This is a genomic window from Streptomyces canarius, assembly GCF_014650735.1.
Lineage (GTDB): Bacteria > Actinomycetota > Actinomycetes > Streptomycetales > Streptomycetaceae > Streptomyces > Streptomyces olivaceoviridis.
Genome location: NZ_BMVN01000041.1, coordinates 61,410 through 82,744, shown reverse-complemented (window position 1 = coordinate 82,744; position 21,335 = coordinate 61,410). Strand labels below are relative to the sequence as shown.

Here is a 21,335-nt window from a genome sequence, read left to right as displayed (position 1 = left end):
TCATAGCAGGCACCGGTCTGACCCTCAGCGATCCAACGTCACCTTGACCAGCCGAAGTCAGTAAAGACCTGGAAGACCCCCCGCGATCCGGACTACGCGGCCAAGAAGGCCCGCGTCGAGCACCTCTACGCGATCGCCGACGGCGAGGTCATACCCGAGGACGGCGAGCCCGACGTCGTCTTCTGCCTCGACGAGTTCGGGCCGCTCAATCTGATGCCCCACCCCGGGCGGCAGTGGGCCGAGCGCGGCGGGAAGCACAAGAACCCCGACCGTGAGCCGAGACCCCGCAGGCGGGCGACCTACACCCGGCCGCACGGTGTCCGCCACCTGTACGCCGCCTACGACCTGGCCAAGGACAAGCTCTACGGCCACATCAAGCCGAAGAAGAACCGCACAAGGTTCCTTCAGTTCTGCCGCTACCTGCGCAGCCTCTACCCGCCCAAGATCCGCATCGCGATCGTGCTCGACAACTACTCCCCGCACCTGACCACGAAGAAGGACACCCGGGTCGGCGACTGGGCCGCAGCCAACAACGTCGAGTTCGCCTACACACCGACCAACAGCTCCTGGCTGAACCGCATCGAGGCCCAGTTCACCGCCCTGCGCTACTTCGCCATGGACGGCACGGACCATGCCAGCCACAAAGAGCAGGGCAGCATGATCCGCCGCTACATCATCTGGCGGAACAAGCACGCCGCCGACGAACGGCTACGTGAAGTGGTCGACAGGGCAAACGTTGCCTGATGCGGCACTAGGAAGCATGCCTGCACGATGCCACCGGGTACCGGACATGTTCAACGTCCGCGAGGACTACGCGGACGGTTCAGCCTGGGTGCCGTGGTCGAGGGCGCGGCGGGGAGCCGGTTCGGCGACGGGGCGTTCGATGTCGTATGTGGCCCGGCTCGGCTGCTCAGACCTTGGGCGGGCCCCGCTGCGACCGTCGGACCGGCGAGGGCCGGCGATCCGACGGCCGTTGAGGCGCTGCTCAGGACTGCGGTACTCAGCCGGTCTCCCGCCAGGTGGCCATGGTTTCCGGGGTGGCATTCAGGCAGAGGGGCGCCGTCTGGTGCCGTCGCCGCTTCCGTTCAACGGGAGCAGGGTCTCCAGATGAGCACCCCGGACCCAGGAGCCCAGCAGGTCGCGGTGCAGGGCCACGATGTCCTGGCGCAGCGCCAGGCCCAGCGCGGCCTTCGTGAACGTGCGGCAGGTGGTGACGAACAGGGCGACGTCGGCGCCGTGTTCGAGGCGGGCGGTGCCGACGAACTTCTGCATGTCCTGCGAGGACACGCTGCGGTGCGGCGCGTACTTCTTGCACTGGACGACCAGCTTGCGGCCGTCGGCCAGGTAGCCGACGACATCCGCGCCCAGATCGCCGCTCTTGCCGCTGACGACGACTCTCGTGCAGCCGTCGCGCCGGCACAGATCGGCTACGTACGCCTCGAACTCCTGCCACGACAACGCGTCGACCTCGGCCATCGACAACTCCCGCGCCTTGGCCTCCTCCTGCTCCCGCCACGCGCGGTCCTGACCGACCGCACGGCGGTGCGCCCGCAGCAGCGCCCATCCGGCCCCGCCCACCACGGCCACGGCGAGGATGGCCACCAGGACGGGCCACACCACCGACCAGTGCCCGGCCACCCACACCGCGGCGACCACCGCCCCCACCGCACCCCAGCCCTGCAACTGCCTGCGCGTCCGCTTCTTCAAGCGCCGGCGCCGTCGACGTGCTGTCATCACTCCCCCGCTCCCCGCACCCGTGGCCCGCAGTGGGCGCCGCCCTCAGCAACCGTCCAGACCTCCCCCACCGACCGGCCACCACTGCACCGGGACGGCGAAACGCCGCCCTGGCCTTCTTGTGTAGCCGGGCGTCGGTGATGTTGGAGGCGGGTCGCCCGCGAATGGCACAAAGGCATCGGACCTGGCCGAATACCGCGCGGCCTGCTCCCAGTCGAAGATGCGCACGGTCACGTACAGGTCTGCGGGGCACCGCCGTGTTTCCCCGGGGCGCCGAGTTGGTGGCGCGCGCCGAGCAGGTGCCCGAAGCCCCACCGGTGGCCGGGAGCATCCTGCGTTGGTCGATCAACGCCGACGTCAAAGGCCCGTCAGGACACGCTCAAGCGCCGACCGGCCTGCGGGCCCCCAGTTCGGCTTGCCGCCCGGCAGGCCGCGGTCGCCGTTCTGGCCCATCAGCATCAGGAACAGGCTCTTCATCGCGGCCAGCCCACGCGCCCGTCGGACCGCCGCCTCGTCCGCCTGTGCGTAGCTGTCGAAGAACCGCGAGGCGCCGCCCTCGGGGAGCAGCACCCAGGCGGCGGCGAGGTCCCAGGCCGGGTCGCCGGCGAAGACATCGCCAAAGTCGACGACACCTGCCAGTGTCCCCTCCGCGACGACGACGTTCGCGGGATGCAGGTCGCCGTGAACCCACACTCGCGGGCCCTCCCATCCGGGAGCCGCGACCGCGTCGTCCCACACGGCCCGGATGTCGTCCTCGGCGAAGTGGCCGAGGTCCACGGCCCGCAGGAAGCGCTCGAAGCCCTCCGTGCACTCCTTGGGGTGGCCGCCGCGGTCCGAGGCGTCCGGTGCTTCGGCGGGCGCCTCCACATGCAGTGCCTTGAGGAAGGCCGCCAGGTTGTCGGCCGCATGGTCGGTGCGGGTGATCGAGCCGTGGTCCAGCGGTGTGCCCTCGACCCATGTCATGACGGTCCAGATCTTGGGGAAGCGCTCGGACGGCGCACCGTCCCGCACGGGGACCGGGATCGGCAGCGGCAGGCGCGAGGCCAGGGCCGGCAGCCACCGGCGCTCCTTGAGCTGGAGATCCGGGTTGGTGTCCATCCGCTGCATCCGGACCGCCAACTCGTCGCCCAGGCGCCACATCTGGTTGCCCCAGCCGCCCGCCACCTCGCGGATGGGCAGCGCGGCCAAGTCCGGATGCTGGTCCCGCAGCAGGTCGCGTACCAGATCCTCGCCGATCTCGATCTCGGATTCGATCATGCGGAGTCACATTACTCGGCACACGCGGAGGCGACCACGTTGTGACACGGACCCGGTCGCCGGGAGCGCTGTGGCCAAGGACCTGTGGCGCGCGTGCCGGCAGTGCCGCGGCTACCGGGACGCCTCGGAGGGCACCAACCACCACGACCGAGAGGAAGAACGCCCAGCCCAACTCCGCGAAGAGTGAGGACACGAAGTAGCCCGACCGAAGTGGTCGCCATGGTCTTCCGCGCACCGGGGCCGCTTCAGGCCGCCAATGATTCGTTGCCGATTCGCTCCAAGCTGTCGGCCCCGTAGCCTTCCCAGTCCACCGTCATGGTGGATGTCCTCGACCTGTAGACCTTGCCCAGAGTCCGGTCGGTGTTCCCGTCATCGCACTTGAGTCTGATCACGTGCCCCCCGTCCTCCTTGCTCAGAGTTCCCCGACAGTGGCTTTCGCCCAGCAACTCCACCCGGGAGCCTTCGATGCGCAGGACGACCGGGGGGCCGGCCGAGAAGGACGCCCAGGATCCGGTGAGGGTGGCATCGACCTTGTCGTCGGTGTCCTGAGCCGAGGGCGTGCCGTCCACAGCGCCGCCGGTCGGCGTGGACACCGGTGACGCGGACGGCTTCTCCTTCCCCGATTCCGCGCCGCCGCATCCGCTCAGGGCGAGGACTGCCGCCACGACCACCGCGGCCTGGTGCACCTGTTTGATCACGTCAACCCTTCGAAGGAGCGGCCGGAACCGGCGACCGACGTTCACACCGGTCGGCACGCGCCGAGATTACCAACGCCGTTGGAGCGGCAGGGCATTGCGCCAGCGCACGCGGGCTCTGCCTCTGGTGCCCGGGGCAGAGTCGCACGCCCGCACAGCCAGCCGCCGACGTCACAGTCCGAACGCGGTGGTCACCTGCTCCGTGAGGTCGTCTTCCGTCGTCGTCGTACCGACGTGGATGGTGTGCAGGTGGAGACGCTCGGTTTCCTCCGCGAGGCGCCTGGTGAACATGTGGTCGCGTTCCGCGAGGTTGCGGCCGGCCTTCGCGGGATCGCTGGTCTTCCATACGAACCCTTGCCCCGGTACCGACCGGCTCCGGATGGCGGCCTGGCGGAACCCGGGTGTGGGAAGCAGCCAGACGGCGTGCTCAGGAGCAGCAAGCAGAGGTTTCACGAGGTGCGGCAGCAGCCGGAATCCCTCGACGATGACGCATGGCTCCTGCGGCAGGCGCAGGAGATCTTCGATGATCAGGCCGAAGCCCTCGCCTTGATACCAGTGGAAGGTCTCAAGCATGACCTGCGGAGTCCGGTTCACCCATCGCTCGTCCATGTCCATGGCGATGAACTCGTGCAGGTGGGGGGCCTGTTCGGGGGTGGTCCGACTGGCGTGATCAGGCATCACGTCGTCGGTCGCGTAGAGACGCCACCCGTAGCGATCGGCGAGTCGGCGGGCGATGGTCGACTTGCCTGCACCGCTCCCGCCACCGATCCAGAAAACGTTGTGCAGCCGTGCCGGAAGCTCTGCGGCGTCGGCCACCTCTTCGTACTGTCCGGGCTGCATCCTTCTCCCCTCCGATCGGGCCGGGCCGGCTTCTCCTCGGCACCGGCCAGGCTGATCTCCAAGTCCTCGACCTCGCCGATCCAGCCCTCGTGCCGAGCTTCGGCGATCCGATGAAGCAGGTTGTCGCGGATCTCGATCAGACTGACCGGCCCTGGCTCAGGCCCTCCGGCGCGGGAAGCTTCGCTCTCTTCGGCAGTCGGAGGGCCGGGCGCCCGGGCGGCGCAGCCCTTCGCCTCCCCACTGTACGCAGGCCGGGTACAGGACGGGGCTGTTCGCCGCGCCGCTGCGCGCGGAGCCGCCCGCGCTCACGAGGGTCCCGTACGTCGTCGTCCGGAGGGCAGGCGTCGCCGGGGTCAGGACCGGCCGGCCCCCCGGTACAGCTTCAGTTCGCCGTCCAGTTCGACGGCGAGGACGGTGGCGTGCGGGTCGAGGTCGGACGCGGCCGGCGGGTCGATCCACAGCACCCCGACCGCCTCGTGGAGTCCGCCGATCACCCGGTGGCGGAGTTCGGTGCCGGTGCCTAGGACGGTGACCCTGTTGACCTTGGTGGCCAGGCCCCGGACGCCGATCTCGGCGCGCGGGGCGTCGAACACGGTGAGGTAGAGGGTGCGCCGGTCGGGAGAGAGGGTGCTGGGACCGTAGTGGTGCCCGGCCGGGAGGCCGCGCACGGTGCCGTACACCGCCTCCGCGTGTGTGCGGATCCACTCTCCCAGCCCTTCCAGGCGGTCGACCTGCGGCTGCGGGATGGTGCCGTCCTCCATGGGACCGACGTCGAGCAGCAGGTTGCCGCCGCCGCCGATGGTCTCGGTGAAGTAACGGATCAGCTGGGCGAGGGACTTGTGGTTGTGGTCGTGGTGCTGGTATCCCCACGAGTCGTTGATCGTCAGGCACAGTTCCCAGGGGCCGTCCGGGGGCACGACGGGGACGCCCTGTTCGGGGGTGGCGTAGTCGCCCTCGCTGAGCATGCGCGCGTTGAAGACCACGTGGGGGACGTACGAGCGGACGAGCGCGGCCAGTTCGGGGATGCGCCACTGCTCCTCGCTGCGCTCCCACTCGCCGTCGAACCACATCAGGTCCGGCCGGTAGCGGGAGGCCAGCTCTCGTATCTGGCCGTCCCGGTAGGCGATGAAACGCTCCCAGGCGTCCAGGTCCTCGTCCTCGGCGGCCACTTCCGAGTAGCGGTTGTCCTCCAGCTCCGGCGGGCGGCCCGGCTTGCGGGTGCTCGCGTAGTCGGGGTGGTTCCAGTCGGAGTGCGAGTAGTACAGGCCGACCTTCAGGCCCCTGTCGCGCAGGGCGTCGGCGTAGGGGCCGAGGTAGTCCCTGCCGAGGCCGAGGTCGCCGTACGCCGTGTCCCACAGGGCGACGCCGTCGTGGTGGCGGCTGGTCAGGACGGCGTACCTGGCGCCCGCGCGGGCGAACAGGTCCGCCCACGCCCGGGGGTCGTAGTGGGCGCCGGTGAAGCGCTCCAGCTGGGACATGTACTGGTCGTGCGGCACGATGTCGTCGTAGAAGGACCAGGACTCCTGGACCCCGTCGACGGCGTAGATGCCCCAGTGCACGAAGATCCCCAACTTGGCGTCGGTGAACCAGGGTTGCATCGCCATCGGTCAGCTCCTGCGCAGACGGAGGGTGAGGATCTGGAAGGGGCGCAGCTCGACGGGCACGGTGTCGCCGTCGGTGGCGGCGTCCTCCAGGGGTCGCTCGAGCAGGTCGGTGACCTGGGCGGCGGCGAGGGGGAAGCCGGTGCGCAGGAGGCCCTGGGCGCGCCCGCCGCGGGACTCGTAGAGGCGGACCACGACATCGCCGGAGGAGTCGTCGGCGAGCTTGACCGCTTCGACGGTCACTCCCTCGCCGTCCACCGAGACCACGGGCTGCGGCTCGCCCGCCGCCTCGGCGACCCGCAGCGGCAGGTTGAGGGCGTAGCCCTCGGCGACCGCGTCCGCGATGCTCGCGCCGGGCAGGAGGGAGTAGGTCAGGCGGTGCCGGCCCTGGTCGGCCCCGGGGTCCGGGACGCGCGGGGCGCGGACCAGGGAGAGGCGGACGGTGGTGGTCGTGCCGCCGTCCTCGCGGACCGTGCGGGAGACGTCGTGGCCGTACGTCGAGTCGTTGACGACGGCGACGCCGTAGCCGGGCTCCGCGATGTGCAGCCAGCGGTGGCCGGAGACCTCGAAGCGGGCCGCCTCCCAGCTGGTGTTGGTGTGGGTGGGCCGTTGGACATGGCCGAACTGGATCTCGGCGGAGGAGTGCGGGGCGCGGATGTCCACCGGGAAGCCGGCCTTGAGGAACTTCTCCGCCTCGTGCCAGTCGATGTCCGTCTCGAAGTCGATCCGGGGGCTGCCGGCCCGGAGCGTGATCGTCTGGGTGATCGTCGAGCCGTTGCCGAACGAACGGCTGACACGGATCGCGCCGAGGAGCGGGTCCTGCTCGACGACCGTGATCTCCGAGGGGTCCAGCAGGTCCGTGTAGCGATTCCTGTAGTGCTTGTCGACGTCCCAGGCGTCCCAGTAGTTCGGGAGGTCGGTGTGCAGGCGCAGGAGGTTGCCCTGGCCGGCGAGGACCTCGCGGTTCGCCCGCAGGTCGTACACGGAGGACAGGGTGCCGTCGTCCGCGATCCGTACGCGCACCAGGCCGTTGTCCATGACCCGGCCGTCGACCGTCACCGGCTGCGGAGCCTTGGCGCCGCCCGTCAGGGGCGCGCTGCCGCTCGCCGGGACCTCGACGTACACCGGCGCACCCGCGCCGTCGCGGACGACCTCGGCGCGGGCGTAGGGGCTGGTGTTGAAGACCCGGGCGGTGCCGGTGCCCAGCGCGGCGATCGCCTCGGCGGTCAGCGCCTCCAGTTCCTCGGCGACACGCGCGTATTCGGCCTCGGCCTCGCGGTGCACCCAGGCGATCGAGGAGCCCGGCAGGATGTCGTGGAACTGGTGGAGCAGGACGGTCTTCCAGAGCCGGTCGAGCTGCTCGTGCGGGTACCGGTAGCCGGGCGCGTGCAGGGCGGCCGTCGTGGCCCACAACTCGGCCTCGCGCAGCTTGTGTTCACTGCGCCGGTTGCCCTGCTTGGTGCGGGCCTGGGAGGTGTAGGTGGCACGGTGCAGCTCCAGGTAGAGTTCGCCGACCCAGACCGGCGCGTCCTCGTACTCGGCACGTGCTTTGGCGAAGAAGGCGTCCGGGTGCTCGATCTCGACCCGCGGGGAGCCCTCCAGGTTCCTCAGGCGCCGGGCCCGCTCCATGATCTCGCGGGTGGGCCCGCCACCGCCGTCGCCCCAGCCGAACGGGGCCAGCGACCGGGTCGCGGCGCCCTTCTCGGCGTAGTTGCGGACCGCGCGGGACATCTCCTCGCCGCTGAAGCAGGCGTTGTAGGTGTCGACCGGCGGGAAGTGGGTGAAGATGCGGGTGCCGTCGATGCCCTCCCACCAGAAGGTGTGGTGGGGGAACTTGTTGGTCTGGTTCCAGGAGATCTTCTGGGTGAGGAACCACTCGTTGCCGGCCAGCTTGGCGAGCTGCGGGTAGGCCGCGTTGTAGCCGAAGGAGTCGGGCAGCCAGACGCCCTTGGTCTCCACGCCGAAGTGCTCGATGAAGAACCGCTTGCCGTGCACGAACTGGCGGGCGACGGCCTCGCCGCCGGGCAGGTTGCCGTCGGCCTCCACCCACATGCCGCCGACCGGCGCCCACTGGCCCTTCTTGACCGACTCCTGGATGCGGGCCCACACGCGCGGGTAGTTGTCGCGCACCCACTCGTACTGCTGGGCCTGCGAGCAGGCGAAGACGAACTCCTCGTACTCGTCCGCCAGCGAGGTCACGTTGGAGAAGGTCCGGGAGGTCTTGCGCTTGGTCTCGCGGATCGGCCACAGCCAGGCCGAGTCGATGTGCGCGTGGCCCACGCCGGAGATGCGGTGGGCGCTCGCGTGCGCCGGCTTCGACAGCACCGGCTTCAGGGCCTCGCGGACGGCGGGCGCCGAGCCGGAGATGTCGTCCAGGTCGAGCAGGTCCATCGCGTGGTCGAGGGCGTGCGTGATCTCGTGCCGGCGCGGGTCGTGCTCGCCCAGCTCCAGCATCAGCTCTCGGAGCACCCGCAGGTCCAGGTCGAGGTGCCAGACCTCTTCGTCGAGGACGGCGATGTCGGCGCGCTTGAAGGTGTACAGCGGCTCGTCGCCGGCCGTCAGGACGTCGCCGAGCGGGGTCGGGGCCGCGAAGTCGTTCGCGAGGATGTCGGGGTTGGAGGCGGCTTCGAGCAGGTAGTCGATGACCTCGCCGCCGGTCGCAGGGTTGGCGATCGGCACGTACTGGTTGAGCGGGTTGACCGCCTTCAGCGGGGTCCCGTCGGTGAGGTGGACCAGGGCCTCGGCCTGGTTGCCGGGCCAGTCGCCCACGAAGCCGAGGTCGATGACGGCCTCGACGCGGCGACCCGCGAACTCGGCGGGCACCTGGCCGTGCAGCCGGAACCAGGTGGTGCCCCAGGGCGGGCCCCACGGGGTGTTCATGGCGAACGGTTCGTACGGGGCGGCGGCGGCTTCCTCGAAGGGCACCGGCTCCCCGGGTGCCTGCCAGGCCGACACCTCGAAGGGGACGGTGGCCGCGTGGATCGCGGGCTTGATGCGCTGGTTGTGGAGGCGCTCTACGCGCTCCTCGATCCGGCGGCGTTCGTCGTGCATGGAGGTCTCCAGAAGAGGGCTGGAAGCGCTTGCTCAGCGGCTGGCTAGGTGAGGTAGGCCAAGCCGGGATGGACCGCGGTGTAGCCTTCGACCAGCCGGCGGGCGACGTTGACCGAGTCGACCAGTGGGTGCAGCGCGAACGCCTTCACGGCCGTCGCGCGGGAGCCGGACTCGGCGGCCACGAGCACCTCGCGCTCGACGGCCTTCACCGCGCAGACCAGCCCGGTGGCGTGGTCGGGCAGCGGGTCGACGGCGACCGGGTGGGCGCCGTTGGCGTCGACGAGGCAGGGCACTTCGATGACGGCCTCACCGTCGAGCACCGACAGGGTGCTGCGGTTGCGGACGTTGAGGATCAGGGTGGTGCGCTCGTCGCGGGCGATGGCGCGCATCAGGGCGAGGGCGACCTTCTCGTAGCCGCCGGAGAGGTCGTCGGCGTCGCGTTCGCCGGCGCCCGCGGTCTCGCGGTTCTCGGCCATGTAGGTCGCCTCGCGCTCGGCACGGGTGCGGTTCCAGACGTCCAGGGCCTTCCTGCCCGGGTCCCTGACCTGCTGGTAGAACTGCGCCTGCTGGTCGCGCAGGAAGGCGCCCCGGGTCCTCTCGGCCTGCTGGTAGGCGCGGACGGCCTCGCGGTTGAAGTAGTAGTAGTGCAGGTATTCGTTGGGGATCGCGCCGAGGGACCGCAGCCAGTCGGTGCCGAAGAGCTTGCCCTCCTCGAAGGAGCCGAGCAGGCCGGGGTCGGCGAGCAGGCGCGGGAGTTCGTCCCGGCCCGCGATGCGCAGGCCGCGTACCCAGCCGAGGTGGTTGAGGCCGACGTAGTCGATCCATGCCTCCCGCGGATCGGCACCGAGGACCCGGGCGATGCGGCGGCCGAGGCCGACCGGGGAGTCGCAGATGCCGATGACTCGGTCTCCGAGGTGGCGGGACATGGCCTCGGTGACCAGGCCGGCGGGGTTGGTGAAGTTGATGACCCAGGCGTCGGGGGCGAGGCGGGCCACCCGCTGGGCGATGTCGACGGCGACGGGGACCGTCCGCAGACCGTAGGCGATACCGCCCGCGCCGACCGTCTCCTGGCCGAGGACGCCCTCGTCCAGCGCGACCCGCTCGTCGTTCGCGCGGCCCTCCAGGCCGCCGACGCGGATCGCGGAGAAGACGAAGTCGGCACCGCGCAGGGCCTCGTCCAGGGACGTGCTGACGGTCACGGTCGGGGCGTCGTCCACGGTCGACGCCTGTTCGGCCAGCACACGGGCGACCGCCCGCAGTCGGCCGTCGTCGAGATCGTGCAGGACGACCTCGGTCACCCGCCCTTCGCCGCGGTCCGTCAGCAGTGCTCCGTACACCAGCGGCACCCGGAACCCGCCGCCGCCCAGGATCGTCAGTTTCACGTCCGTACCTTTCCTGCTCCTGCCATGACCACCTCGACACCGGCCTCCTCCAGGGAGGACCGGGTCGCCGGGTCGACGGGAGCGTTGGTCACCACCATGTCCAGGTGCTCGGGACCGCATACCTTCGCCATGCCCGTACCCGGGAACTTGGCCGCGTCGGCGAGCAGCACGACCTTGTCACTCACGTTGATCATGGCCCGCTTGACCGGCACCTCCACGACCGTCGTGTCCATCACCTGTCCGCCCGGACGGACCCCGCTGGTGCCCAGGAACAGCCAGTCGGCGTGCAGCTGGCGCAGGTTGTCCTCGGTGAGGAAGCCGACCAGGGACCGGTACTCGCGCCGGACCATGCCGCCGAGCAGCACCAGTTCGATGCCCTCGTCGTCGGCGAGCTCCTCGTAGACCACCAGGTTGCTGGTGATGACCGTGAGGCGGCGGCCGTGCAAGTGGCGGGCCAGCCGGTAGGCGGTGGTGCCGATGTCGAGCAGCACCGTCTGGCCGTCGGCGACCATGGCCGCGGCACGCTCCGCTATGGCGTCCTTCTCGGCCACGTGCACCTCGGCGACGTCGGCGAAGGGCTGGTCGCCCTCCTCCACGACCGCGCCGCCGTGCACCCGCGTGAGCAGCCCGTCCTCCTCCAGCTTGACCAGGTCGCGCCGGATCGTGGCGGGGCTCACACCCAGCTGCTCGGAGAGATCGGTGACGGCGGCGGGACCACCCGAGCGCAGGGCCCGCAGGATGAGTTGATGTCGTCGTTCTGCCAGCACGCCGTGAACAGTACTCTTCATCTTCAATCAAATCCATGCTCACTTCTGCTCGACTATTGACCAATCTCGGCGAGCGGCGCACGATTCCCGTCATCGAAATTGACGCGTTCTGACGAGAGGGTGGCGTGTGGACGACGACAGGCCCGATGTGCTGCTGACCGGGCTGCTCTTCTACGACCTCGTCCTCACGGGGCTCGCGAAGCCGCCGACACCGGGCGAGGAGATCTGGACGGCCGGCATGGGCTGCGGCCCCGGCGGGATCGCGAACCTCGCGGTGGCCGCGTCCCGGTTCGGTCTGCGCACCTCGCTGGCCACGGTCTTCGGCGACGACTTCTACGGCGCGCACTGCCGGGACGTCCTGCGCGACCAGGAGGGCGTCGACCTCTCGCTCTCCCGCACCGCGGACGGCTGGCCCACCCCGGTCACCGTCTCCCTCGCACACGGCGGCGACCGCGCCCTCGTCACCCACGGCCAGGAGCCGCCGTACTCCCAGGACGCGCTGATGGGCGACCCGCCCGAGGCGCGCACCGCCCTGGTGCACCTTGAGGCCGAGCCCCGCGAGTGGATCGCCAAGGCCGCCGCGAACGGCACCCGCGTCTACGCGGACGTCGGCTGGGACCCCACCCAGCAGTGGTCCCGCGCCCTCCTCGACCAGCTCGCGCTGTGCCACGCCTTCCTCCCCAACGAGCAGGAGGCCATGGCGTACACCCGCACCGACTCCCCGGCCGCCGCGCTGCGCGCCCTGGCGGAACTGGTCCCGGTGGCGGTGGTGACGCGCGGCGGTCACGGCGCGGTGGCCGTCGACCAGACGACCGGCGAGTACGCGGAGGCCCCGGCCCTCGACGTGGACGTCCTCGACGCGACGGGCGCCGGGGACGTCTTCGGGGCGAGCTTCGTCGCCGCCTCGCTGGGCGGCTGGCCGCTGGCGGAGCGGCTGCGGTTCGCCGTCCTCGCCGCCGGACTGTCCGTCCAGCACCACGGCGGCGCACTCGCCGCACCGGGCTGGTACGGCGTCGACCGCTGGTGGCGCCACGCGCTCACCGACCCCGACCTGAGGCGCGCCTACGGCTTCCTCGCGGACCGGCTGCCGGCCGACCCCGGACCACCGGTGCGGTACGCGCCCGTCACTCCCCCCGCACCGCAGCGCTGACTCCACCCCCACACCCACGCTCATGCGAAGTCACGAAAAGATCCGAAAGGCGGTGGGAGCTGTGCGGCTCTCACGTAGAGGCCTGCTGCGCGCGGGCCTGGCCGGCACGGCCGCCACGGCGCTCGGCGGCCTGGCGTCCGGCTGTGCCGTCCCGACCGGTTCCACCGGCCGGAACATGGTCCTGTGGTACTGGGACGGCGGTCTCGGCGACACGGTCGTCCAGAAGGCGAAGGCCCGCTACGAAGCGAACGTCGACGTGCAGGCCATCAAGATCGGCGGCTACTACCGGTCGAAACTGCTCACCACCATGACCGGCCGCGCCCACATTCCCGACATCGCGGGCCTCAAGGGCGAGGACATGGCGTCCTACCTGCCCGACGCCGACCAGTTCGTCGACCTCAGGACCTTGGGCGCCGACACGTACAAGAGCCAGTACCTGCCGTGGAAGTGGGAGCAGGGTCTCGCCGACGACGGCACGATGGTCGGGTTCCCGATCGACTGCGGGCCGGTCGCGCACTTCTACCAGTACACCGTCTTCCAGAAGGCGGGGCTGCCCTACGAACCCGACGACGTCTCCCGGCAGCTGAACACCTGGGAGAAGTTCTTCGCGGCCGGCGAGCAGCTGAGGAAGCGGATCCCGGGGACCTGCCTGCTCACCGACATCACGTCCGTCTTCACCAACGCCGTGCAGCAGGGCAGCAAGCGGTACGTCGACAAGGACCGGCACTTCATCGGCGACCAGGCGCATGTGCGCGACGCCTGGGCGCTGGCCGTGGAGGCCAAGCAGCGGAGGATCGTGTCCGACCTGGTCACCGGCACACCGGACCAGCTGTCGGCCGTGCAGGACGGCAAGCTGCCCAGCCAGCTCGGCGCCTCGTGGGCGACGTACGACCTCAAGAGCGGGGTGCCGGGGACCAAGGGCAAGTGGCGCGTGGCGCAGATGCCGGTCCGGCCCTCCAACAACGGCGGATCGTTCCTGTCGATCACCAAGGCGTGCCGGGAGCCCGAGCAGGCGTTCCGGATCATCACCTGGATCCTGAACGCCGCCAACCAGGCCCAGGGGTACGTCGATGCGGGTCTGTTCCCCTCCACCCCCGCCACGTACGACATGAAGCAACTGCGGGAGCCGGACCCCTTCTTCGGCGGTCAGGTCACCACCGACGTCTTCGGCCCCGCCGCGCAGAAGATCGTGGTCGCCTACAACAGCCCGTACGACGTGGCGCTCTCGCAGCCCATCCTCGACGAGATCAAGAACGTCGGCGTCCTCGGCAAGGACCCGGAGAAGGCCTGGAGTGACGCCATGGGCAAGTGCCGCCGGATCGCCAAGCACCTGGGGGTGAGCTACTGATGGCCACCGCACTCGACAAGCCCGCGCCGACCGTGGAAAGCCTCCCGGCCGGCCGCCCCCGCACGGGTCTGCGCAGGTACTGGCACCTCTACGCCGCGATCTCCCCCTTCTACCTCCTCTTCCTCTGCTTCGGCCTGATCCCGGTCGGCTTCTCGCTCTACGTCTCCCTTCACCGCTGGGACGGCCTCGGCTCGATGGAGTGGGCGGGCCTGTCGCAGTACCAGTACCTGCTGAGCGACAGCGACTTCTGGCAGTCGGTCGGGACCACCATCGTCATCTGGGCGCTGGCCACCTTCCCCATGATCTTCCTGGCGATGGTGACGGCCGTGATGCTCAACTCGGCGGTCCGCTTCAAGAACGTCTACCGCTTCGCCTACTTGCTGCCGAACGTCACCTCGGTGGTGGCCGTCGCGATCGTCTTCGGCTCGGTCTTCTCCACCAACTTCGGCCTGGTGAACGCCCTCTTGCAGGCGATCGGCCTCGATCAGGTGGCATGGCTGAACACGCCGTGGGGCATCAAGATCGCCATCGCCACGCTGATGACCTGGCAGTGGACCGGCTACAACGCGATCATCTTCCTGGCCGGCCTCCAGACCATCCCGAGCGAGCTGTACGAGGCGGCCCGCATGGACGGCGCCGGTCCCGTGCAGACCTTCTTCCGGATCACGCTGCCGATGCTGCGGCCGGTGCTGCTGTTCGTACTCGTCGTGTCCACGGTCACCGGCCTCCAGAGCTTCTCCGAACCTCAGGTGCTGCTCCAGAACACCGCCAACGAGTCCACGTTCTCCGGCGGTCCCGGCCACGCGGGCCGCACGATGGTCCTCTACTTCTTCCAGCAGACCTTCGACAACAACGACTTCGGTTACGGAGCCGCCGTGGCGTGGGGCGTCTTCCTCGTCGTCATCCTCTTCTCGATCATCAACTGGCGCCTGGTGCAGCGCCGGGGCGAAGACTAGGAAGGCCCATCACCATGGCATCCATCCAAGGAACCCGCGGGCACGGGCGCATCCGGGGAACCCGCACCCGGGGCATCGCGCTGCACGCCGTACTCGTCGTCGGTCTGCTGCTGTCGGCCTTCCCGTTCTACTGGGCCGTCGTCATGTCGACGCACACGTCGTCGGAGATCTTCGCCTATCCCCCGAAGCTGCTGCCGGGCTCGCACTTCCTGGAGAACGTCCGCAACCTCTTCCACAGCGTCGCCTTCTTCGGCTCGATGGGGAACTCGCTGCTGGTGGCGGGCTCGGTGACCTTCCTGGTCCTGTTCTTCGACTCGCTGGCGGCCTTCGTCTTCGCCAAGTTCGACTTCCCCGGCAAGAACGTGCTGTTCGCGCTGCTGATGCTCATCTTCATGGTGCCGGCGCAGCTGTCCGCCATCCCGCAGTTCGTGATCATGGCGAAGCTGGGCTGGATCGGCACGATGACCTCGCTGATCGTGCCCGCCGCGGCCAACGCGTTCGGCATCTTCTGGATGCGCCAGTACATGAGGGGCGCCATCCACGACGAACTCCTCGACGCCTCCCGCATCGACGGCGCGAACTTCCTGCGCCAGTACTGGCACGTGGCCCTGCCGGTGGTCCGGCCCGGCCTGGCCTTCCTCGGCATCTTCACCTTCATGGGCCAGTGGAACGACTACGCCTGGCCCCTGATCGCCCTCACCAACCCCCGCAACGTCACCCTCCAGGTGGCCCTGTCCCAGCTCAACGGCACGCACGGCACCACCGACTACGGAATCGTCGTGACCGGCGCGCTCCTCGCCCTCATCCCGCTGCTGATCGTCTTCGCGATCGGCGCCAAACAGATCATCGGCGACCTCGGCAAGGGGGCCATCCGTTGACGGACCCGCTCCTGGCACTGCGCCCCTGGCAGGCACCCGAGGTGACCTCCTGGGGGAGGCTGCCCATGAACGCCGTCGACCGGCGCTCCGGCGCCCTGTCCCTGGACGGCGACTGGCGCTTCCAGCTCCTGCCGACGCCGGAGGCGACGCTCCACGGCACATGGTCGACGGCACACGTCCCGGGCGCGTGGACCATGCAGGACACCGACGACCTCCCGCAGTACACCAACGTCCGTATGCCGTACGCGGAATTCCCTCCCCGGTCGCCCGCCGCCAATCCCACCGGTGTGTACGAACGACACGTGGACGTCCCCGCCCACTGGGCCGGCCGCCGGATCGTCCTGCACGTCGGGGCCGCCGAGAGCGTACTGCTGGTCCACGTCGACGGACGGCCCGTCGGGATCTCCAAGGACTCCCACCTGGCCGCCGAGTTCGACCTGACCGACGTGGTACGCCCCGGTGAGCCGTCGGTCGTACGGCTGACGGTGGTCAAGTGGTCCGACGCCACGCACATCGAGGACCAGGACCAGTGGTGGCACGGCGGGATCACCCGTTCCGTACTGCTGTACACGACCGATCCCCTGCACCTCGCGGACGTGACCGTACGGGCACGCCAGGACGGCGACCTGCGAGTGGACTGCCTGGTGCGCAACGCGGCGGGCGACCGGGCGCTGCCCGAGGGCTGGTACGTCACCGGTGACCTGGACGGTGACCTCCTGGCCCAGGACACCGAGTTCGACCGGCTCAACGCCGAGGACGAGCGGGTCTCCGACTTCCTGGGCGAGGTCCGTATCCGCGCCGTCGTGCCCGAGGTGCGCACCTGGAACGCGGAGCAGCCCGAGCTGTACGGGCTGACCGTCCGGCTGCACCGATCGGACGGCACGGTCGCCGACTCCTCGCACCACCGCATCGGCTTCCGGGACGTCGACATCGTCGGCCGGGACCTGCTGGTCAACGGCGAGCGGGTCTTCATCCGGGGCGTCAACCGGCACGACTTCCATCCGCTGACCGGGCGGACTGTGTCGTACGACGACATGCGCGCGGACCTGGTGCTGCTGAAGAGGTTCGGCTTCAACGCGATCCGCACCTCGCACTACCCGAACGACCCGTGGCTGTACGACCTCGCCGACGAACTGGGCTTCTACGTCGTCGACGAGGCGGACATCGAGTCCCACGACCACGCCCACGAGATCGCCGACGACCCGCGCTACCTGAACGCCTTCGTGGACCGCGTCTCGCGCATGGTGCTGCGCGACAGGAACCACCCCTCGGTCATCATCTGGTCGCTGGGCAACGAGTCCGACTACGGCGCCAACCACGACGCGGCGGCGGGCTGGGTGCGCCGGCACGATCCCACCCGGCCGATCCAGTACGAGGGCGCGGCCAAGCGCGGCTGGGCGGACCCGGACGTGGCATCCGACATCGCCTGCCCCATGTACGCGCCGCTGGAGGAGTGTCTGGCCCACGCGCTGTCCGGACAGCAGACCAAGCCGCTGATCCAGTGCGAGTACTCGCATGCGATGGGCAACAGCAACGGCACGCTGGCCGACCACTGGGCCGCCATCGAGGCCACTGAGGGCCTTCAGGGCGGGTTCATCTGGGAGTTCTGGGACCACGGAATCCTCCAGCGCGTGAGCGACGGCAGACCGGTCGGGCGCGCGGGCGCCGGACTGTACGGCAACGGTGTCGCCGCGCCCGGCCACCGCTGGGCGTACGGCGGCGACTTCGGCGAGAGGGTGCACGACGGGGCGTTCGTCGCGGACGGGATCGTCTTTCCCGACCGCACCCCGAAGCCCGCGATGTACGAGCACCGGGAGATCGCGGCACCGGTCCGCATCCGATCCCTCGGGCACGAGGGCATCGTCCTCGCCAACCACCAGCACTTCCGCGGCCTGGACTGGCTGACCGGCACCTGGGAGCTGGCGCTGGCCGACGGCCGTACCCTGACCGGCCCGGCCGGACTGCCCGATCTGCGGCCGGGTGGGACCGCGGCCGTACCGCTGCCGTTCCCGGTGCCGGCCGACGGCGGCGAGGCGTGGCTGACGCTGCGGGTGACGACGGCCGAGGACCAGGCGTGGGCACCGGCCGGTACGGAGGTGTGCGCGCCCCAGATCCGGTTGCGGGCGGCGGACGCGCCGAGGCAGCCGGTCGTGGCCGGGCCGGCCGTCGAAGTGGACGCCGAGGGCCTGCTGCGCCACCCGCTGCTGACCACCGCCCCGACGCTGTCGCTGTGGCGGGCGCCCACCGACAACGACGAACTGGGCGGGATGGCGACGCGCTGGCGCGCCTGGGGCCTGGACCGGCTGGTGCGCAAGGTGGTCTCCGTGCACCGGGACGGCGAACGGGTGACCGTGGAGGCTGCATACACGTGCGCCCTCGGAGCGGTCCGGCACCGGCAGGAATTCACGCCCGTCGCAGGCGGCGTCCGGGTCGACGAGTCGGCCGAGCTGCCCGAGGAGTTCCACGACGTCGCCCGGATCGGCTCGGTCTTCGAGACGGTGGCCGGGCTCGGCCTGCTGGAGTGGTTCGGACAGGGTCCCTGGGAGTCGTACCCGGACCGGGCCGCCGGGGCACCGGTCGGCCACCACGCACTGCCCGTCGACGACCTGTTCACCCCGTACCTGCGCCCCCAGGAAAGCGGCGGCCGGCACGGCGTACGGCGGTTCACGCTCTCGTCGCCCGACGCCACCGGACTCGCGGTCGAACTGGACGAGCCCCGCCAGGTCTCCGTCACCCGCTACCGCGCCGAGGACCTCACCGCCGCCGCGCACCACGACGAACTCGCGCCGCGGACCGGCTGTGTGGTCCACATCGACGCCGCACACCGGGGCCTCGGTACGGCCTCCTGCGGCCCCGACACCTTCCCCGCCTACCTCGTCACACCGGGGGTGCACCGCTGGAGCTGGACCCTGCGGATGGTATGAGTCCCCCGACGTCTCCGGCGGTGCCCCAGCCGACGTCATCGTCACCCCGGTCGACGAGCCGACCGGGGTGACGGACGTGGCGGGTGGCTCAGGTGTGCGGCGGTCGAGGACGTTCTTCCGCGGGAGCGCGACAGAACTTGCCCTCGCTGGTGTGGTGCTCGGTGATGTCCGTCAGCCACAACCGGTCGGGCTCCTCGGCGGTGAAGGTGCGCCGCACCCGGTCATCGCGGACCGGCGGCCCCGCCTTGACGTGCTTCCCTCAGCCCCTTTGCTCGGCGAAGGCGCTCCACCAGCCGTTGTCCCGGCGGATCCGCCAGGCGGTCCGCCCGGCCATCGGCTCATCGGCGGCGCGGGCCTCGTCGAACGGAAACCGATGACGCTTCGCGAGCACATGGCGGTCGAGTGCGGTTCGACGGCGACGAGGTCCAGGCGCTGCGATCCGTCCGGCCCCAGCGCCTCCACCTCCCCCTGCACCAGGTGCCGAGGGACGAAGCCGTAGCGGGCGGCGAAGGCAAGCCATCCGGGGTCGCCGTGCTTGCCCTCGGCCGACAACAGCGCGTACTCGATGGTCTGCTCGCGGGTCAGCAGGACCCGGCGGACCCCGCTCCAGCAGTCCCCGGTGCGCCGGACCCGGTCCCGTTCGACCTCCGCCCCGCTCGCGGCGAAGTCCGGTCCTTGTGCCGGCCGCGACCATGGTGGAGGGCGCCCGTTGGCTCCGGGCGGCGCGGGCGGCCGGTATCAGCGCTGGTAGTGCTCACGCAGGTCGCCCATCACCCGCTCGAACTCCTCGCGTGCCTTCTTCTGGGGCGCGTCGACACCGTCGACGGGGCGCACCCCGAGGATGTGTATCGAGGCGTTGTAGCGGCCGACCGCGCCGTGTGCCACGTACTCGCCGGTCTTCAGCGAGTAGGCCGAGCAGTGGTCCCGACTGCCGGTGTAGAGCAGGTAGGCGTCGGCGTCGGCGCGGACGGTGGAGCAGAGTTCGCGGCGGGCCTTCTCGGCGCCCGCGGCGTCGGCGGCGGCGGTGACCTCCAGGGCGAACGGCTCGAAGAAGCTGTTCCTGCCCCTCGCGTTCACCCAGCACTGGCCCTGGCCGTCTTGCTTCCAGGAGGAGACGACCTCGGCGGTCACTCCCTCGGCCAGCCTCACATCCACGCTGTCGGCCGCCACCCGGCCCTGGCATTTGCGGCCCAGTTCCTTCTCCAGCGCGCCCGGACCGTCGCTTCCGCAACCGGTAAGTGCTCCCAGCAGCACCGCCGTCAGTACGGCGGCTCCCGTCCCCGTTGGCACATGTCTCGTCACACAAGTCAGCGTACGGCCCACCGGGCGGTTCAACTCTGCTTCCTGCCCAGGAAGTTGCTCACGGACAGCGGACGCACCTCGCCGGACAGGTGGAGCCTGCCGTCCAGGCCCCGCAGGGTGAAGCGCCCGTCGCCGTCCGCGCCGTAGGCGACCGTGGGCGGCAGCGGCACGGGCGCCTGGAACCGGGCACAGACCACGGGCGCGTCCGCCGTGCCGTGGGCGGCCAGGCACCGGGCAACGGTCCACATGCCCTGGGCTGTGACCCGGGGGAGGCCGAAGACGCGGGCGGTGAGCGGGTGCAGGTGGGTCGGGTTGCGGTCCCGGGACGCGGCCCCGCACCGCCGCCCGGCGTCCTCGGCCAGGGGCCACCGGCCTCGCGCTGCCTCTGAGGTCGGTCACCACCGTCGCCTCGGTGCCCCGGCCGGCGTCCGGCCGGCTCCGCGGCGCCCAGCGGGCCAGGGGTCCCGGGCTGAGCACGTTGACCCGGAAGCGGCGCTCGCGCGATTGCCGGGCCCAGTTGTGCACGAGGTTGCTCACCGCCGCCTTCGAGGCGCTGTAGACCTCCAGTTGCTCATTGGGGCGCACGCTGTTGCTTGAGCCGACGACCAGGATGAAGGCGTTCTCCGCCAGCAGCGCCTTCTGAACGGTGAACAGTGGGCCCCTGACGTTGACGGCGAGCGTCAGGTCGACGTTGGCCTCGGTGTGGCCGCCGAGCGCGGCGTCCGCGACGATTCCCGCATGGGCGCGGCGGTGATCGGCCCACGGCCTGCCACGACGACGGTGCCGGAGGGCAGCAGAGGTTGGATGCGGTCCCACTGCCGGCCGGTCAGCCGGGCGTGACGAGGCATCAGGATGAGACCGCAGAGGTGCTGCGCACCCGGGCCACAGCAGTCCGGCCGTACTCAGTCGACCTTCTTGATCACCCGGGCGGGCACTCCCGCGACAACGGTGCCGGCAGGGACATCGCGAGTGACCACCGCACCGGCAGCGACCACCGCACCGGCACCGATGGTCACCCCCTGCGTGATCACAGCAGCCGTCCCGATCCAGACGTCGTCCTCGATGACGATCGGGGCGAAGGAGAGGTACTCGCGGCGCTCGGCCAAGGGCAATGGATGGCCTCCGGTGATGAGGCTGACCTTCGGGGCGATCATGACGCCGTTCCCGATACGGATGCCTCCCCTGTCCATGAAGGTGCATCCCTGGTTGACGAAGACGTTCTCCCCGAACGTCGTGTTCAGCCCGTACTCGGTAAAGAACGGCGGGTAGATCACCACCGATTCCGGCAGCGGACCCCCGAACACAACGGAAAGTAGTTCCGTGCGACCTTCGCTGTCGCTGAACGGAAGCATATTCAGTCGAGACGTCGCATCGGTCACCTCCATGATCCGCTCCGCATGACGCGCGAACTCAGGCGTTTGGACATACATAACCTGCTCTGTGCGGGTAG

Annotated in this window: 15 protein-coding genes and 4 pseudogenes; 6 read left to right on the top strand and 13 right to left on the bottom strand. The window is 70.3% G+C overall.

Going from position 1 to position 21,335, the window contains the following annotated elements:
- Nucleotides 1–60 precede the first annotated feature (60 nt).
- Nucleotides 61–744: pseudogene (locus tag IE294_RS36745) on the top strand (transposase); the annotation flags it as partial.
- Nucleotides 745–1,044: 300 nt separating this feature from the next.
- Here the strand turns inward: IE294_RS36745 and IE294_RS36740 are convergent.
- The 8 genes from IE294_RS36740 to IE294_RS36705 all read right to left on the bottom strand — a co-directional run bounded on the left by IE294_RS36740 (nucleotide 1,045) and on the right by IE294_RS36705 (nucleotide 11,327).
- Nucleotides 1,045–1,734, bottom strand: a complete 690-nt coding sequence (locus IE294_RS36740) for a restriction endonuclease (protein ID WP_229917691.1) — start codon at nucleotides 1,732–1,734, stop codon at nucleotides 1,045–1,047.
- Between the two features lie 357 nt (nucleotides 1,735–2,091).
- Nucleotides 2,092–2,991, bottom strand: coding sequence for an aminoglycoside phosphotransferase family protein (locus IE294_RS36735; RefSeq protein WP_189893441.1), 900 nt, complete (start codon nucleotides 2,989–2,991; stop codon nucleotides 2,092–2,094).
- A gap of 245 nt (nucleotides 2,992–3,236) precedes the next feature.
- Nucleotides 3,237–3,746: a hypothetical protein gene (locus IE294_RS48150; protein WP_229917689.1), complete on the bottom strand. Its 510-nt coding sequence runs from the start codon at nucleotides 3,744–3,746 to the stop codon at nucleotides 3,237–3,239.
- 111 nt (nucleotides 3,747–3,857) lie between these two features.
- Entirely contained in the window at nucleotides 3,858–4,526 is a 669-nt protein-coding gene (locus IE294_RS36725) for a hypothetical protein (protein WP_189893439.1), read from the bottom strand.
- 353 nt (nucleotides 4,527–4,879) lie between these two features.
- Complete coding sequence (locus IE294_RS36720; RefSeq protein ID WP_189893437.1) at nucleotides 4,880–6,130, bottom strand: alpha-L-fucosidase; 1,251 nt, start codon at nucleotides 6,128–6,130, stop codon at nucleotides 4,880–4,882.
- Between the two features lie 3 nt (nucleotides 6,131–6,133).
- Complete coding sequence (locus IE294_RS36715) at nucleotides 6,134–9,178, bottom strand: alpha-mannosidase (RefSeq protein WP_189893435.1); 3,045 nt, start codon at nucleotides 9,176–9,178, stop codon at nucleotides 6,134–6,136.
- Nucleotides 9,179–9,222: 44 nt separating this feature from the next.
- Entirely contained in the window at nucleotides 9,223–10,560 is a 1,338-nt protein-coding gene (locus tag IE294_RS36710; protein ID WP_189893433.1) for a 6-phospho-beta-glucosidase, read from the bottom strand.
- Nucleotides 10,557–11,327 (bottom strand): DeoR/GlpR family DNA-binding transcription regulator, encoded by a 771-nt coding sequence (locus IE294_RS36705; protein ID WP_189893456.1) that lies wholly within the window; start codon nucleotides 11,325–11,327, stop codon nucleotides 10,557–10,559. Before IE294_RS36705 ends, IE294_RS36710 begins: the two co-directional genes overlap by 4 nt.
- Nucleotides 11,328–11,454: 127 nt before the next feature.
- Between IE294_RS36705 and IE294_RS36700 the strand changes: the two genes are divergently transcribed.
- The 5 genes from IE294_RS36700 (at nucleotide 11,455) to IE294_RS36680 (ending at nucleotide 18,583) form a co-directional block, all read left to right on the top strand.
- Nucleotides 11,455–12,477 (top strand): carbohydrate kinase family protein, encoded by a 1,023-nt coding sequence (locus tag IE294_RS36700; protein WP_189893431.1) that lies wholly within the window; start codon nucleotides 11,455–11,457, stop codon nucleotides 12,475–12,477.
- A gap of 61 nt (nucleotides 12,478–12,538) precedes the next feature.
- On the top strand, nucleotides 12,539–13,825 hold the full coding sequence (locus IE294_RS36695) for an ABC transporter substrate-binding protein (protein WP_189893429.1): 1,287 nt from the start codon (nucleotides 12,539–12,541) through the stop codon (nucleotides 13,823–13,825).
- Entirely contained in the window at nucleotides 13,825–14,781 is a 957-nt protein-coding gene (locus IE294_RS36690; RefSeq protein WP_189893427.1) for a carbohydrate ABC transporter permease, read from the top strand. The genes IE294_RS36695 and IE294_RS36690 overlap by 1 nt, the downstream gene beginning before the upstream one ends.
- A 14-nt stretch (nucleotides 14,782–14,795) precedes the next feature.
- Nucleotides 14,796–15,659: a carbohydrate ABC transporter permease gene (locus tag IE294_RS36685; RefSeq protein WP_189893425.1), complete on the top strand. Its 864-nt coding sequence runs from the start codon at nucleotides 14,796–14,798 to the stop codon at nucleotides 15,657–15,659.
- Nucleotides 15,656–18,583, top strand: a complete 2,928-nt coding sequence (locus IE294_RS36680) for a glycoside hydrolase family 2 TIM barrel-domain containing protein (RefSeq protein ID WP_189893423.1) — start codon at nucleotides 15,656–15,658, stop codon at nucleotides 18,581–18,583. Before IE294_RS36685 ends, IE294_RS36680 begins: the two co-directional genes overlap by 4 nt.
- Before the next feature lie 136 nt (nucleotides 18,584–18,719).
- Here IE294_RS36680 and IE294_RS48145 read toward each other — a convergent pair.
- The 5 genes and pseudogenes from IE294_RS48145 to IE294_RS36660 all read right to left on the bottom strand — a co-directional run.
- Nucleotides 18,720–18,839 (bottom strand): annotated as a pseudogene (locus tag IE294_RS48145) (IS3-like element ISAar45 family transposase); the annotation flags it as partial.
- 482 nt (nucleotides 18,840–19,321) lie between these two features.
- On the bottom strand, nucleotides 19,322–19,885 hold the full coding sequence (locus tag IE294_RS36675; protein ID WP_189893462.1) for a hypothetical protein: 564 nt from the start codon (nucleotides 19,883–19,885) through the stop codon (nucleotides 19,322–19,324).
- A 29-nt stretch (nucleotides 19,886–19,914) separates the two neighbouring features.
- Nucleotides 19,915–20,262, bottom strand: a pseudogene (locus tag IE294_RS36670) (hypothetical protein); the annotation flags it as partial.
- A gap of 121 nt (nucleotides 20,263–20,383) precedes the next feature.
- Nucleotides 20,384–20,701: pseudogene (locus tag IE294_RS36665) on the bottom strand (SDR family NAD(P)-dependent oxidoreductase); the annotation flags it as partial.
- Nucleotides 20,702–20,787: 86 nt separating this feature from the next.
- The gene (locus tag IE294_RS36660) at nucleotides 20,788–21,315 is read right to left on the bottom strand and encodes a sugar O-acetyltransferase (protein WP_189893452.1); all 528 of its coding nucleotides are present in this window, start codon (nucleotides 21,313–21,315) and stop codon (nucleotides 20,788–20,790) included.
- Nucleotides 21,316–21,335 lie beyond the last annotated feature (20 nt).

Excerpts from the sequence above, each read along its gene's own strand:
- IE294_RS36740 (WP_229917691.1), bottom strand. The coding sequence starts at position 1,734 with ATGACAGCACGTCGACGGCGCCGGCGCTTGAAGAAGCGGACGCGCAGG.
- IE294_RS36735 (WP_189893441.1), bottom strand. The coding sequence starts at position 2,991 with ATGATCGAATCCGAGATCGAGATCGGCGAGGATCTGGTACGCGACCTG.
- IE294_RS36725 (WP_189893439.1), bottom strand. The coding sequence starts at position 4,526 with ATGCAGCCCGGACAGTACGAAGAGGTGGCCGACGCCGCAGAGCTTCCG.
- IE294_RS36720 (WP_189893437.1), bottom strand. The coding sequence starts at position 6,130 with ATGGCGATGCAACCCTGGTTCACCGACGCCAAGTTGGGGATCTTCGTG.
- IE294_RS36715 (WP_189893435.1), bottom strand. The coding sequence starts at position 9,178 with ATGCACGACGAACGCCGCCGGATCGAGGAGCGCGTAGAGCGCCTCCAC.
- IE294_RS36690 (WP_189893427.1), top strand. The coding sequence starts at position 13,825 with ATGGCCACCGCACTCGACAAGCCCGCGCCGACCGTGGAAAGCCTCCCG.
- IE294_RS36685 (WP_189893425.1), top strand. The coding sequence starts at position 14,796 with ATGGCATCCATCCAAGGAACCCGCGGGCACGGGCGCATCCGGGGAACC.
- IE294_RS36660 (WP_189893452.1), bottom strand. The coding sequence starts at position 21,315 with ATGTATGTCCAAACGCCTGAGTTCGCGCGTCATGCGGAGCGGATCATG.